The sequence below is a fragment of the Zhongshania guokunii genome (genome assembly GCF_040892635.1).
Taxonomy (GTDB): Bacteria; Pseudomonadota; Gammaproteobacteria; order Pseudomonadales; family Spongiibacteraceae; genus Spongiibacter; species Spongiibacter guokunii.
In genome coordinates, this window is record NZ_JBFRYA010000005.1 from 13,316 (window position 1) to 27,935 (window position 14,620).

The following is a 14,620-nucleotide window of genomic DNA, read 5'->3' on the forward strand; positions in this document are numbered from 1 at the left end:
GATCAAGTCCGGTATGACGGTGTTATAGAGTCCGGCATGACGATTTTAACATGGCGGGTATGACGCACCGCCTTTTGTCATTCTGAACTTGATTCAGAATCTGGTGCGGCGAAGTGAATTGGGTGCCGCCCGGTGAGATACCGGCTCGGGGGCCGGTACGACGATTATAAATAGTCCGATACGAGGTTAACAAGGCGGGTATGACGCGCCGTCTTCTGTCATTCTGAACTTGATTCAGAATCTGGTGTTGCGAGGTGCATTGGGTGCCGCCCAGTGAGATACCGGATCAAGTCCGGTATGACGGTGTTAATAAGTCTGGTATGACGATTTGAACAAGGCGGATATGACGCACCGCCTTTTGTCATTCTGAACTTGATTCAGAATCTGGTGTTGCGAAGTGTATTGGGTGCCGCCCGGTGAGATACCGGATCAAGTCCGGTATGACGGTGTTTATAAGTCCGATATGACGATTATAAAGAGTCCGGTATGGCGATTTTAACAAGGCGGATATGACGCGCCGCCTTTTGTCATTCTGAACTTGATTCAGAATCTGGTGTTGCGAGGTGTATTGGGTGCCGCCCGGTGAGATACCGGCTCGGGGGCCGGTATGACGGTGTTAATAAGTCCGCCATGACGGTTATAAGAAGTCCGGCATGACGGAAATGAGGTGGCTTTAGCTTCTCAAATTCAGTCGCGCCAAGGCTCTTTCTGCGGCAGCCAGTACTTGCTTGGGCGCAGTGCCGCCGATGTGGTCTCTGGCGTTCACGGAGCCTTCTAAGGTCAGTACATCAAACACGTCTTGTTCAATATCGGTGCTAAAGGTCTGCAATTCTGCAAGGCTCATTTCTGAGAGGTCTTTGTTTTCGGCGATGCCGTAGGCAACGGATTTACCAACCACTTCGTGGGCGTCGCGGAAGGGTAGGCCTTTGCGCACTAGGTAGTCGGCAAGGTCGGTGGCGGTGGAGAAGCCGCGCATGGCTGCTTCGCGGGTTACGTCGGCGTTGACGGTAATGGCAGGCACCATATCTGCGTAGGCTTTTAGGCAGTCTTTTACGGTGTCGATGATGTCGAACAGCGGTTCTTTGTCTTCTTGGTTGTCTTTGTTATAGGCCAGCGGTTGCGACTTCATTAGGGTTAATAAGCTCACTAGATGGCCATTCACGCGGCCGACTTTGCCGCGAATAAGTTCTGGCACGTCGGGGTTTTTCTTCTGGGGCATTATTGAAGAGCCGGTGCAGAAACGGTCGGGCAGTTCGATAAATTTGAATTGCGCCGAGGTCCATAGCACGAGTTCTTCGCTGAAGCGCGACATATGGGTCATTAGCAGGCTGGCGGCGGCGGCGAATTCGATGGCAAAGTCGCGGTCGCTTACTGAGTCTAGTGAGTTTTCGGTGGGGCGGTCAAAACCCAGCAACTCGGCGCTGTAGTGGCGGTCGATGGGGTAGGTGGTGCCGGCCAGTGCTGCGGCGCCCAGTGGGCATTGGTTGAGGCGCGCTGCGCAGTCTTGGAAGCGGCTGTAGTCGCGCTCTAGCATTTCATTCCAAGCCAGCATGTGGTGGCCAAAGGTAACGGGCTGGGCGGTTTGCAGGTGGGTGAAACCGGGCATAATAGTGTGGGCTTCGCGGGTCGCTAGGGTGATTAAACCCTGCTGGAGGCGGCTTAATTCGATAACGATTAAGGCTAATTCGTCGCGCAAATACAGGCGAATATCGGTGGCAACTTGGTCGTTGCGCGAGCGGCCGGTGTGCAATTTTTTGCCGGTAATACCGATTTTGTCGGTGAGCCGCGCTTCAATATTCATGTGCACGTCTTCAAGACTTACTGACCACTCGAAGCGACCGCTGAGGATTTCGGCGCGAATCTCTTCTAAGCCTTCTTGAATTTTGCTGAGTTCGTCGGTGGTGAGTACGCCGACTTTGGCGAGCATGGCGGCGTGGGCTAGCGAGCCGTTAATGTCGTGGTGGTAAAGGCGCTGATCAAAGCTGACTGAGGCCGTAAAACGCTCTACGAACTGGTCAGTTGGCTCGGTAAAGCGGCCGCCCCAGGGTTTAATGCTCGGATCTTTGTCACTCATTGCGCTGTTGTTCCTGTATTGCTTGGCTGTAGGGCTTGCTCCCGCTGACTGGTGCAGGTGGCCCTCAGACGCCTAAAAGGCGCCATTATAGCAGTTTTGCGTCTGCTCGCCTGCGCAGCGATGCGTAATAAAATTGTCATACCTCGTGGCCATACTGTTTTTCCTTAAAATAGAGCCCTCACCCAAGGAAGAGCAATGACCGACGTCAGTTCCCCCCGCGCAAAATTAGTAGAAATGCTGTGGCAGCTAAAGCTGAGCTACGACAAGCAGGGCGATAAGGGCGTGCGTTACATCCATTTTAATACCTTGTTAAATGATCCCGACTACCGCAAAGAGTTGATAGAGCAGGCGGCGGTGAGCAGCAACGCTGAAATTCGCGAATTGGGCGTCGGCCTGCGCAGTATTAATGTTCACTCTGCACTAACTCAAGGCCGCCACGACCGCGCCCTAGGGGTGAACCCCGATATTGCCGAGACCGTGGGTTATAAACAGGCGGCCAAGGCCGAAAGCAAGCCTATGCGCAAATCTCTGTTGGGCATTGGGGTATTGTTATTGGGCGGCTTAATAGGCGCGGCCTTGTTTAGCGATGACGTAAAAGGCTTGTATAGCAGTACAAAATTGGTGAGTGGCTCGCTGCATGGCGATCAGCTGTGGACCAGCGACAAGACCTGGGTGCTCGACGGTATTGTGTATGCCGAGGCCGGTGCGCGGCTGATTATTGAAGCCGGCACCGTGGTGCAAGGCCGTGAGGGCAGTGCTTTATTGATAACCCGCGATGCTACGATTCAGGCGCGGGGCACGGCGAGCCAACCGATTGTCTTTACCAGCGCCGTGGCAGCGGGCAAGCGCAAGGCCGGCGACTGGGGTGGCTTGGTGCTGTTGGGCAACGCGCCGGTAAATACCGCCGACGCCCAGATTGAAGGTTTAACAGCCGGTGATACTCGGGGCATGTTTGGTGGTGTTGATGCCAGTGATAATTGCGGGGTACTCGAATACGCCCGCATCGAGTTTGCCGGCTACGAGGTATACGCCAATAACGAATTAAATGGCCTGACCTTGGGCGGCTGCGGCAGCAAAACGATAGTTCGCAATGTGCAGGTACACCGCGCCTTAGACGACGGCATCGAGATTTTTGGTGGCAGTGTTGATCTGCGTCATATCTTGATTACCGGCGCGGCTGACGACTCCCTAGACTGGGATATGGGCTGGAGCGGCCGGGTGCAGTTTTTACAGGTTCAGCAATACCCCAGTATTGGCGATAACGCCTTTGAGGCCGATAACGATGAGTTTAACCACAATGCAGGGCCAGTGTCGGAGCCCACGTTTTACAATGTTACCTTGCAAAGTATGCAGAGCAGCGAGCGCCATCAGCGCGCCATGACCCTGCGCCGCGGTACGGGCGGTCACTTTTATAATATGGTGATTGACGGTTTTTCTGGCGAGGCCATCGACATTAAAGACCCCAGCACGGTGGCGCGTATCGATCAGGGTTTGCTGAGTTTTGGCGGTCTGTTGATTAGCGATATTGGCAGCGGCGGCCGCGCATACTTTGCCGATGAAGCCGGCGAGCAAAACGACGACGGCGGTTTTGACGAGGCCGCGTACTTTGCTAAAACGGCAGAGCTGGGTAATAGCCCGCAATTTGTGCAGCGCCTGCAAAGTGAGGCCGATCACGATTATCGCCTTGCCGCCAGCTCACCGGCCAGAAACAAGGCCCAGGCGGTTCCCCAGGGCGAGTTTTGGGATGAAGCGGCGAACTACTGCGGCGCATTTCGGCCGGGGGTGGCGGCGATGTGGACCGACGGCTGGACGAGCTACCCAGTTAACTGATTGTATAACCACTCTTTTTTTGAATATGCGACTCGCCGATTGCCTGCTATGCTCAATGTCTACCTTGGTAAACTTTGATATAGGCAGGCATTGTGCAACGTCGCGAAACTGATAAACCACTGGATTACCGCATTCGCCGAATTTCATTTGTTGGCGATCTTCTTAGCCCCCAATCACTGCTGCTGATCGTTTTGTTGGCGGTGTTGTTGTCGCTGTCGCTGACCATCTTAAAATCGGGTTTACAAAACTTTGATTGGTATCTGCTGGGCATGTCGGGCATGTACATTATTTGGTGTTTGCTGGGCGCGGCAACGATCTTAACCTGGTGCAAACCTCTGTTTGAACGGGTGAGCACCGCCTACACCGCGGGCATCAGTTTTGTGATTGGCCTGTTGTGGGTTGCCGTGGTTACCGTGGCGTCGCAGTGGTTGGCTAGCGGCGTGATTCAGGGCGAGGCTTGGAATATTGATTTTTGGCATATTGCCGACACCCTCACGGTGGCGAGCCTGATCTTGGGCGTGGGCATGCGCTACGCTTATTTAAGCCTGCAATTTCGGCTGCGCGAGCAAAGTATTTTGCACGCCCGCCTCGACGCGCTGCACTCGCGTATTCGCCCGCATTTTTTGTTTAACACCCTTAATAGCATCAGCAGTTTAATTAGCATTGAGCCGGTAAAAGCCGAGCAGGCGGTGGAAGACCTCGCCGCGCTGTTTCGCGCCAACCTGCAGGGCGGTATGAGCATGGTGCCCTGGGTGGAAGAGCGGGATTTGTGTGAGCGCTATTTGCGCATTGAAAACGCGCGGCTTGGCGATCGTTTAAAAGTAGATTGGCAGCAGGCGGAGCTGGGCGACAAAGTCTTGGTGCCCTCTCTGCTGTTACAGCCGCTATTAGAGAACGCCATTTTGCACGGCATCCAACAATTGCCCGATGGTGGCACGGTGGTGGTCGAAGCGCGTCTCAAGGGCGATATGGTCGAAATTGCGATTAGTAATCCGCTACCCAGTGGCGCGGCTGCGCCAGCGGGTAACGGCATGGCCAATGAGAATATTCGGCTGCGTCTGCAAACCCTGTTTGGCGACCGCGCGGGCTTTGGCGCCAGCCGTCAAGACGGTCACTATCGCGCCCATGCTTCTTTCCCCTTGGCTTATGAGCGCAGGGCGAACGCGCGGTGAGAGTGTTGCTGGTTGATGATGAGCCTTTGGCGCGCCAGCGCGCGGCGCGCTTATTGGCCGAGTTAGACAATATTACGGTGGTCGGCGAAGCGAGCAATGCCGAGCAGGCCATTAGCGAGTTTGAACGCTGCCGGCCAGACGCCTTGCTACTCGATATATCGATGCCGGGCATGAACGGCATCGAGCTGGCTAAACGCCTTGGCGAATACGATCCGGCACCCGCCGTGGTGTTTTGCACTGCCTACGATGAATACGCGGTGGCTGCATTTGATACCCACGCTTTGGGCTATTTGCTCAAGCCCATTCAGCGCGACAAGCTCGCGGCAGTGTTCTCGCGTTTGTCGCGGCTCAATCAGGCCCAGCTCTCGGCCTTGGCCGCGCTAAGTGAAGACACCACGAGCAGCGGCCCCCGCCAACAGCTGTGTATTAGTAGCGCCCAGGGTATGACGTTACTGCCGGTGTCGGCGGTGCGTTATTTTTATGCCGACAATAAATACGTAAGCGCGGTGCACCCCGAGGGCGAGTTGCTCTTGGATGAAAGTTTAAAAGAACTAGAAGACGAGTTTGCCGATCAATTTATACGGGTGCACCGCAATGCGCTGGTGGCCTTGGTTTACTTGCAGGGCATTGAGCGGGTTGGGGTGGGCGGCTATCGGGTGCGCTTACAGGGTATGAGCGATGGCCCGCATATTAGCCGCCGGCATTTGCCGGCAGTGCGGGCCAGATTAAGCGCGCGGGCTTAATTGTTAAGCACCAAGTGCGAGTGCGACTGCCCGCAGTGGTGCGTTGGCGCTAAATAGGTGCATAGCAATAGGGTGAAGCAGCTCACGGCTTAATTTGCTCATTACGCTATTCGCCAGCCTGCTTTTAAGGTTTTGTCGGGGCCACCGCTGACGTATCATGGTGGCCCACCTTGTCTTACGGAATAGCTCATGTCTGATAACATAATCCGCATCGCCACCCGCGAAAGTTTGCTGGCGCTCTGGCAGGCGGAGTTCATCAAAGCAGAATTACAAACCGCCCACCCCGGTCTCCAAGTTGAATTGCTGGGTATGACCACCCGTGGTGATCAGTTGCTGGATTCGCCGCTGTCTAAAATTGGCGGCAAAGCCCTGTTTGTAAAAGAGCTAGAGCAAGCGCTGCTCGATGGCCGCGCCGATATTGCCGTGCACTCGATGAAAGACGTGCCCATGGAATTTCCCGAAGGCTTGGGCTTGGCGATTATTTGCGAGCGAGAAGACCCCCGCGACGCCTTTGTAAGTAATCACTTCGCCAATGTAGACGCCCTGCCGCAGGGCGCCAGAGTGGGCACCTCTAGCCTGCGCCGCGAGTGCCAGCTGCGCGCCCAGCGTCCCGATTTACACATCTCAAGCTTGCGCGGCAATGTGCAAACCCGTTTGCGCAAACTCGACGAGGGCGAGTTCGACGCGATTGTGCTGGCTTCGGCAGGGCTGATTCGCCTCGAGCTGCAAGCGCGCATTGCCTCATTTATGTCGGTAGAGACCAGCCTGCCAGCCTGTGGCCAAGGTGCGGTTGGCGTAGAGACTCGCACTGACGATGATCGGGTTAACGCCCTGCTGCAGCCCTTGCACAATAGCGTTAGCGCCACCCAAGTCATGGCCGAGCGGGCCATGAATCGCCGTCTAGAAGGTGGCTGCCAAGTGCCGATTGCCGGCTATGCAATTGCCGATCCAAGCAATCCCGAGCAGCTGTGGTTGCGGGCCTTGGTGGGTGAACCCAGCGGCGCCACTATTCTCACCGCCGAAGCGCGGGGCCCGCGCAGCGAGCCAGAGGCGCTCGGTGTTGCCGTAGCCGAAGATTTGTTGGCCCAGGGCGCAGGCGCAATTTTGAAGGCGGTGTATGGCGACAGCAAACCTGCATAATCTTGCTGATTTGCGGGTGTTAATCACCCGCCCGGCAGATCGCAGTGCCGAACTTCAGGCCGCGTTAACGGCGGCCGGGGCCTCGGTACTTGTGCAGCCGCTGCTCACCATCTCGCCCTTAGCGGCAGACACCCATGCCGCAGAGCTGCAGCGCAGCCGCCAGCTGTTGATGAATCTTGATAATTATCAGCATCTTGTTTTCATCAGTGTGAACGCGGTGCACTATGGCATGGAGCTGATTGAGCAATTTTGGCCCCAGTGGCCGATGGATGTAAAAGTGCATGCCATTGGCGCCGCGACGGCAGCGGCGTTGCGGGCTCGCGACCTCGATGTGGAAGATGTCGATGGCGCCGCCATGAACAGCGAAAGCCTGCTGGCAAAAGAAGGCTTGCAACAGCTGGCCAAGCAGAAAATACTGATCGTTAGAGGGGTGGGGGGGCGTGAGTATTTAGCTGAACAGCTGACTGCGCGCGGCGCCCAAGTAGACTATGCTGAGTGTTATCAGCGCAGCAGCCCCGAAATAGACGGTGTTCAATTTCGGGCGCTACTGCGCCTCCAGCAAATAAACATGGTCTGTGTAAATAGTGGTGAAACGCTATTACATTTTAAGACCCTACTGGGCAATATGGCAGCGGAGTACCCTGTTATAGTGCCTAGTGAGCGGGTTGCAGAAATGGCGCTAGAATTAGGCTTTAGTTGTGTTATTCAGGCTGAAAACGCTGGTACGCCAGCAACACTCGCGGCTTTACAGGCTTATGTAATTAAGTAAATACATCAGCGGCGCTAACCCTGCGCGCTAAGCTTTTAACTTGAGTTTGAGCAGAGAGATAATGATGAGCGGTGATAAACCGGAAGATAATAAAGAATTGAGCGCGGCTGCAGCGGCTGCCGCCGGAAAACCTGCGACACCTCCACCGGCGGCGAGCAGTCCGCCAAAAACGCCAGATGCTAAGCCCAGCAAAGTTAAAACTGAAAAACCTAAGCGGTCGGGCGTGCTCATTGCGTTGCTCGCCCTGCTTGTCGCGCTGTTGGCGCTGGCCCTGTCGGCTTGGCTATACCAGCAAGAGTATATGCTGGCGAACAATGAGGCCTCGGCAACGGCCGAACTGCAATCGGCTATAAATACCTTAACCACCTCGCAACAAGACATGACGGCGGCCATCGCCGCCCAGCGCGAAGCACTGGCGCAGCTGCGCACCGACAGCCTGGGGCAGCTCAATGCGCTAAACAGTCGCAGCCAAGAGCTAGAGAGCAAGCTGCAGTCGTTGACCACCGTCGATCGTCGCGACTGGTTGCTGGCCGAAGTTGAATACCTTCTGCGTTTGGCGAATCAGCGCGCTCAACTCAGTCACGACCCGCGCGCCGCTGCCCAATTATTAAGTAGCGCCGATGCGATTTTGCGTGAGCTAGACGATACCGCTCTGCACGCTGTGCGGGCCGAGCTGGCCAAAGAAATTAGCGCCCTGCACAACAATGCCGATATTGATGTAGAGGGTATTTATTTGGCGCTCCAGGGTTTGGCGACCGAAGCTGGCAAACTGCAGCTCTATCAGGCGCCAACTTATACCAAGGAAGAAGTTGAAGAGACCGGCGATGAATGGCAGCAGCGTCTCGAGAGCGGTTTGGGCCGCGCTTGGGATAAATTGCGCAGCTATATTCGTATCCGCCACCACGAGCAAAACTTTAAAGCGCAGTTAGCGCCGGAGCAGGAAGCGGCACTGCGGGCGAGTTTGCGGCTTATGTTTGAGCAGGCGCAGTTGGCACTGCTGGCCAATCGCCCAGTATTGTACGGGCGGGCCTTAGACAAAGCCGCCGCGTGGCTGGAGGAGTACTACCAGCTCGACGACCACCGCGCCGGTTTGCTAAAGCAGATCAAGGCCGTGCGCGAGATGCCGGTAAGCGCAGAAATGGCCGATATTTCTGGGTCGCTGCGCAGCTTAAAAGTGTATTTAAAAAATCACCGCTGGCAGCAAGAGGTACGTAAATGAAAATTTTCATTGCGGTACTGTTGGCCTTAGCGCTCGCGGCGGGTTTGGCCGCGGCCATTCAGCAAGACTCGGGTTATATTCTTATTGCCTACGGCCAAACCACGGTTGAAATGACCATCTGGGTTGGTCTGGCCGTGCTCACGGTATTTTTGCTGCTGGTGATGTTTATCTTTGCAAGCTTGCGCCGCGGCGCCAAAGTGGGCGACAGCATTGGTTCATTTTGGAGTGTGCGCAGAGCTGCGCGCGGTCGCAGCCACACCACCTTGGGCATGATTGCGTTTATCGAGGGAAACTGGGCAAAATCGCGTAAATTACTTACCGATTCCGCCAAAGACACCGAGACGCCACTGATCAATTACCTATTGGCGGCGCGGGCCAGCAATCAACTGGGCGATGCCTCTGGCAGCCGCCACTATTTGGGTTTAGCCGAAGAGACCAGCAATAAGGCCAGTATTGCGGTGGCTCTGACCCAAGCCGAGATGCAGGTCGAAAATGGTCAGCTGGAAGAGGCGCTGGCCACCTTAACGCGGGCGCGACGCAATGCTGAGCGCCATCCCTCGGTGCTGACCTTGTTAAAGAAAGTGTATATCGGACTGCGCGACTGGGGTTCGCTGTTAGCCTTGATTCCCGATTTGCGCAAACACAGCGGCTTAAGTGAAGAGCGCCTCGCCGAGTTAGAGCGCGAGGCCTTAATGGGCCAGCTTGAACATCTCGCTCAGCAGGGCGACGTAACGGGATTGCAGCAGTGGTGGAAGCATGTGCCGCGCAGCTGGCACAAAGATGCCGGCTTGCTGCTGGCTTATAGCCGAGTATTGGTTGCCGCTGGGGATTCTAGTGGCGCAGAAAAATTACTGCGCCAGTCTTTAAAACTACAATGGCACAGCGACTTACTTAAATTCTATGGTTTGATCGCGGGCAGCGATGTGGCTAAGCAATTGAGTGCCGCTGAGGCGTGGCAGAAAGACCACAGTGACGATCCGGTGTTATTGCTCACCTTAGGCCGCTTATCGTTGCGCAACGAGCTGTGGGGCAAGGCGCGGGAGTACTTTGAGCAGGCGTATCAGCGCAGCCCCAATGCGGAGGTGTGTTTTGAGCTGGGTCGCCTAATGAGCAATTTGGACGAGCCAGCGGCGGCAGAGCGCTTTACTCAAGAGGCATTGCAGCTGCAAAGCCAGTCGCTACCGAGTTTGCCCCAGCCATCATTAAGCAATCGCAGCGCTTAAAGCCTGCGATTTGCTTTGCGAGCCACAAAACACAGGAGATATTTTGAATATAGACGCCTTGGAAAAAATGTTGGCCAAAGGTATGGACAGCCCAATGCTTCGTTTTGGCTTGGGCAAAGCCTATTTTGATGCCGACCGTTTTAGCGATGCCATTGCGCAATTTCAACACTGTGTTGAGCTCGACCCAAGTTACTCGGCGGCGTGGAAGTTGCTTGGTAAGTCACAGCTGCAAGCCGGTGCGCCCATCGCTGCGGCCTCCGCTTGGCAGCGCGGCTTGCTAGCGGCACAAAGCTCCGGCGATAAGCAAACTGAAAAAGAAATTACGGTGTTTTTGAAAAAACTTAACAAGACGGAATAGGAGCAGCATCCGTCTAATCGGTATTTGTTTACAGGGAGTAAGCTAATGTCAGATGTAGCGGATATGATCGCGGCACTTATGCGTCGCGAGGGTGGCTACGTTAATCACCCCGCAGACCGCGGCGGCCCCACTCACTTTGGGATAACTCAAGCCACCTTGTCGACTTACCTTGGCCGCGAAGCCAGTCTCAGTGAAGTCGAAAATTTAAAGGCCCCACTGGCCAGCCTAATCTATTTAAAAAATTTTTATTACGGCCCAGGCATAGACCAGCTGCCAGAAACTATTCAAGAATTTGTGTTCGACAGCGGGGTGAATCACGGCCCGCGCCAAGCGCTTATCTTTGTGCAGCGCAGCTGCAATTTACTGGGGGCCAAGCCGCCGCTGAAAGAAGATGGCATAATGGGCGACAACACCCGCCGCGCCGCCAGCACCGCCGCTCGCCGATTCTCTGCGCGCTTTATCAAGATATTGATTGCCGAGCGCCGCCATTTTTATTTCAAAATTGTCGAAGCCGAGCCCGCGCAGCAAGTGTTTTTACAGGGCTGGCTCAAGCGTTTGGCAGAGTTTGACGATGCCGAAACACGGTTTGCCTAAGCAGTAAAAAACCACATTCATCACGGGATAGATACATGTTTTCTAAGCTACCGAGATGGGTAGAGTACGGCGCGTTTGTATTGGCTTTTGTCGCAGGCAGCGTCAATGCCATTGGCCTGCTAGGGTTTAAGCACCAGTCGATTTCACATTTGTCGGGCACGGCTACACTGGTGGGCACCGGTCTAATAGAAGGCGGGTTCAGCGACACCTTACATTTACTGGGAATATTGTTTAGCTTTTTACTGGGCGCGGCCATCACTGGTTCGGTTCTGCCTAGTCGCTCCCTAAAGCTTGGTCGCCATTACGACAGCTTGCTCCTCGCAGAAGGCGTCCTATTGCTGGTTTCAATTTACTTCTTAAACGATGGCTCCCTGCTTGGTCATTACACGGCATCGGCTGCCTGCGGCCTGCAAAATGGCCTCGCCTCTACCTATAGCGGCGCGGTGGTGCGCACCACTCATGTGACCGGCATATTTACCGACCTCGGTTTGATGATCGGCGCAAAACTGCGCGGCGAAAACTTCGACCGGCGCAAGGCCATACTCTTTGTGCTCATTATTAGCGGCTTTATTTCCGGCGCCGGTCTGGGTGCGTATTTGTTTAATGCCATGCAGTTTTTTGCCTTGGCGGTACCTGCTGGAATCTGTTTTTTACTGGCCTCGGGCTACCGTGTGTATCGAGTCGCGGCGCGTAGAAAGTTGCGGTGAACTAGTTGACCACGAAGGGCTAGCAGCTCTCTTTTTAAGTTTGTGTCGCGCGGCGACACAGCTGGCATCCCTAGGCAATCTCTTGCCGATATGTTGCGGCATTATGCTGTTAGATAATTCTAATAAGGGACGACTATGGTGAACCTCAAATTATGGGGCCCAGCACTGGTGGTGATGGCGCTACCGGCCGCGGGCTTTGCCGCCGAAGCACAATCACGGACGCTGCTAGAGGAAGTGATCGTTACCGCCCAAAAGCAGCAGCAAAGCTTGCAGGACGTACCAATAGCCGTTGCCGCAGTGAGTGGCGCGAAAATACGCGACGCCGGTATTCAGCGCATTGAAGAACTCACCGCCTATGTACCCAATTTTAAAATGGCGGTAACAGGGCAGGGCAACGCGGTTTATATTCGTGGGGTGGGTTCGGGCGACAACCGTGGCTTTGAGCAATCGGTTGGTATGTTTATCGACGGTATCTATGCAGGGCGTGGCCAGCAGTTTCAATCGCCATTTCTCGACATCGCCTTGGTTGAAGTGTTGAAAGGTCCCCAGGGAACGCTGTTTGGCAAGAACACCATCGCCGGCGCGGTCAATATCAGCACCAGCCGCGCCAATGACGAATTTAGTGGTGAACTGAGTTATCAGTACAATGCCGAAGTCGGCGCCAAGGAAACGACCGCCGTGCTGAACATACCGCTGGGCGACAGTTTTGCGGTGCGCGCCGCGTATAAGCGACTGGAAGAAGACGGCTACCTCGAAAACTTTATTCTCGACCGCGAAGAAGCGAGCCGCGCCGATGACTCGCTGCGCTTGGCTTTGCGTTGGGATGCCAGCGACAAACTCGATGTGAATTTAAAGCTCGAACAGTCCGATTTTGGTTTGCAGGGCACCACCTTTCAGTTAACGGATAACACTGGTACTTTTAATCTATACCAGTCGAATATAGCGCTCCCGATTGATTTGCCAATTTCCCTGCCATTGCCGCTGCTGTCATTTAACTTAGAGGATGAAATCGATCCCCGTGAAGATGGTCGCCTAGATCGCCGCAAGTCAGATAAGCAGTTTGCCTGGCAGCCGGCCAAAACCCAAAACACCAGCGAAGCGGCGGTGCTTACTCTTGAGTACGAGCTGTCTGACGGGATTAGCTTAACCAGTATTACTGGCTATTCGGCCTTTGATTTTATTTTTAATCTAGATGCCGACTTTACCGATTTAGAATTTATCGGCACCGAAAATACCGAAGACTTTACCCAACTTAGTCAGGAGTTCCGGATTGCTGGTAGCATCGGTGAGAGCGTCGATTTTATTACTGGTATTTACGCCCACACCCAGGAGCTGAGCAGCACGCTCTGGCTTAACTTAGACTTTGCCGCCTTAGGGGTGCCGAGCTCGCTGCCGCTACCAGGTCAAGCGGTGTCGCTGCCAACCCAGTTGGCAACCTATACCGAGTTTGAGCAGACCACCGACAGTGTTGCGGTATTTGGCCAAGCCACGTGGAATATCACCGAGGCGCTGAGTGCTACGCTGGGTCTGCGCTGGGGCCAGGACGAGAAGCGCGCGACTAAATACTTAGATGTTGCTGAGTTTCGCTCGCGGGAGCGCAGTGTAAATCCACTTTATGCGATTATTGCGGGTGCGCTAAATAATTCTGAAAATCACAATATTCGCAATGCGCGCAAGGTCGACAATGTGTCGCCAGCGTTTAATTTACAATGGTACGCCGACCAAGATGTGATGACCTATTTTCGCTACGCCAAGGGCTTTAAAGACGGCGGTTTTAACGCTAGCGACACCACCGCAAGTCAGGATGCCTTCACCTATGAAGACGAAGAGGCAGACACCTTCGAACTGGGTTTAAAAACCACTTTGCTCGACGGCTCGGCTACCTTTAATGCGGCAATTTTTTACACCGAGTTTATGAATCGCCAAGTTAGCAACTTCACCTTAACCGGCTATGTGGCAGGTAACGCGGCAGAGTCGATCACCCAAGGTTTTGAAGCGGATATGCGCTGGGCCTTAAATGAACGCGTTACACTTGGCGCGTCGATGGCGTGGTTGGATTCTTACTTCACCTCATTCGTTAATGGCCCCTGTAATGCTGCGCAGACCGATGCGGCCTACCGCGCCGGTAATCCCGATTGTCGCCAAGACCTTACTAACGAAGGCACCGACTACGCGCCGGAAGTATCGGCGAGCTTGACCAGCCAGTTCACCCAGCCTATTGGCGACGCGATGGAACTGCGTTTGCAATTAGATTTGAACTACAGCGACGATTATTTTTACACCCAAGACCGCGACGAAGCCGACGTGCAAGAGGCCTATTACAAAATTAATAGCCGTCTTTCTTTGATGCACTTTAGACAAGGCTGGGAATTGGCACTGATCGGCAAGAACCTAACAAACGAAATGACCCGCTCCAGCGGCAATGACGTACCCTTGTTTGTAGGCGCCCACTTCGCCGCCACCGACGCTCCACGCAGTATTGCCGTGGAAGGCGTGATGCGCTTTTAACCGCGCGCCTTTGATAGAGCCGTCGTGACGGTCCAGCATTGCGTTATGCCGGCTCTAACATTAGGTCATACCGGATCCAACAATACCTCATACCGCTCGGCCATTACGTCATACTGGCTCTAACATTACGTCATGCCGGACTTGATCCGGCATCTGGTGGGGAAACAGTGAACCAGTTCAGTGGTATTGGATTCTGAATCAAGTTCAGAATGACGGGATAGGGCGTTCAGAGTGACGGCTTTGTACGTCATGCCGGCTCTAACATTACGTCATGCCGGACTTG

General features: G+C 54.6%; 13 protein-coding genes. 11 read left to right on the forward strand and 2 right to left on the reverse strand.

From position 1 onward, the window contains the following. Positions 1-673 precede the first annotated feature (673 nt). Positions 674-2,074: an argininosuccinate lyase gene (gene argH / locus AB4876_RS06835; RefSeq protein WP_368380907.1), complete on the reverse strand. Its 1,401-nt coding sequence runs from the start codon at positions 2,072-2,074 to the stop codon at positions 674-676. A 195-nt stretch (positions 2,075-2,269) separates the two neighbouring features. On the opposite strand from argH, the gene AB4876_RS06840 reads away from it, so the two are divergent. The 5 genes from AB4876_RS06840 (at position 2,270) to AB4876_RS06860 (ending at position 7,728) form a co-directional block, all read left to right on the forward strand. Beyond that, a complete protein-coding gene (locus AB4876_RS06840; RefSeq protein WP_368380908.1) occupies positions 2,270-3,904 on the forward strand; it encodes a beta-helix domain-containing protein in 1,635 nt (544 codons plus the stop codon). A gap of 92 nt (positions 3,905-3,996) precedes the next feature. Then, positions 3,997-5,076 (forward strand): sensor histidine kinase, encoded by a 1,080-nt coding sequence (locus AB4876_RS06845; RefSeq protein ID WP_368380909.1) that lies wholly within the window; start codon positions 3,997-3,999, stop codon positions 5,074-5,076. Further along, on the forward strand, positions 5,073-5,819 hold the full coding sequence (locus AB4876_RS06850) for a LytR/AlgR family response regulator transcription factor (RefSeq protein ID WP_368380910.1): 747 nt from the start codon (positions 5,073-5,075) through the stop codon (positions 5,817-5,819). Before AB4876_RS06845 ends, AB4876_RS06850 begins: the two co-directional genes overlap by 4 nt. A 189-nt stretch (positions 5,820-6,008) precedes the next feature. Beyond that, the gene (gene hemC, locus AB4876_RS06855; RefSeq protein WP_368380911.1) at positions 6,009-6,959 is read left to right on the forward strand and encodes a hydroxymethylbilane synthase; all 951 of its coding nucleotides are present in this window, start codon (positions 6,009-6,011) and stop codon (positions 6,957-6,959) included. Next, positions 6,937-7,728: a uroporphyrinogen-III synthase gene (locus AB4876_RS06860; RefSeq protein ID WP_368380912.1), complete on the forward strand. Its 792-nt coding sequence runs from the start codon at positions 6,937-6,939 to the stop codon at positions 7,726-7,728. The genes hemC and AB4876_RS06860 overlap by 23 nt, the downstream gene beginning before the upstream one ends. A 27-nt stretch (positions 7,729-7,755) precedes the next feature. Here the strand turns inward: AB4876_RS06860 and AB4876_RS06865 are convergent, their stop codons facing one another. Next, the gene (locus AB4876_RS06865) at positions 7,756-7,959 is read right to left on the reverse strand and encodes a hypothetical protein (RefSeq protein WP_368380913.1); all 204 of its coding nucleotides are present in this window, start codon (positions 7,957-7,959) and stop codon (positions 7,756-7,758) included. Here AB4876_RS06865 and AB4876_RS06870 point away from each other — a divergent pair. The 6 genes from AB4876_RS06870 to AB4876_RS06895 all read left to right on the forward strand — a co-directional run bounded on the left by AB4876_RS06870 (position 7,952) and on the right by AB4876_RS06895 (position 14,337). Further along, positions 7,952-8,947 carry a uroporphyrinogen-III C-methyltransferase gene (locus AB4876_RS06870; RefSeq protein WP_368380914.1) on the forward strand — a complete coding sequence of 332 codons (996 nt, stop codon included), beginning with the start codon at positions 7,952-7,954 and terminating at the stop codon, positions 8,945-8,947. The two genes, AB4876_RS06865 and AB4876_RS06870, sit on opposite strands and share 8 nt — an antisense overlap. Then, entirely contained in the window at positions 8,944-10,170 is a 1,227-nt protein-coding gene (locus tag AB4876_RS06875; protein WP_368380915.1) for a heme biosynthesis protein HemY, read from the forward strand. Before AB4876_RS06870 ends, AB4876_RS06875 begins: the two co-directional genes overlap by 4 nt. A gap of 43 nt (positions 10,171-10,213) precedes the next feature. Further along, the gene (locus AB4876_RS06880) at positions 10,214-10,528 is read left to right on the forward strand and encodes a tetratricopeptide repeat protein (protein ID WP_368380916.1); all 315 of its coding nucleotides are present in this window, start codon (positions 10,214-10,216) and stop codon (positions 10,526-10,528) included. 45 nt (positions 10,529-10,573) lie between these two features. Next, on the forward strand, positions 10,574-11,122 hold the full coding sequence (locus tag AB4876_RS06885; protein WP_368380917.1) for a glycoside hydrolase family 108 protein: 549 nt from the start codon (positions 10,574-10,576) through the stop codon (positions 11,120-11,122). A 35-nt stretch (positions 11,123-11,157) separates the two neighbouring features. Then, positions 11,158-11,829 carry a YoaK family protein gene (locus AB4876_RS06890; protein ID WP_368380918.1) on the forward strand — a complete coding sequence of 224 codons (672 nt, stop codon included), beginning with the start codon at positions 11,158-11,160 and terminating at the stop codon, positions 11,827-11,829. A gap of 135 nt (positions 11,830-11,964) precedes the next feature. Continuing rightward, entirely contained in the window at positions 11,965-14,337 is a 2,373-nt protein-coding gene (locus AB4876_RS06895; protein WP_368380919.1) for a TonB-dependent receptor, read from the forward strand. Positions 14,338-14,620: the final 283 nt, after the last annotated feature.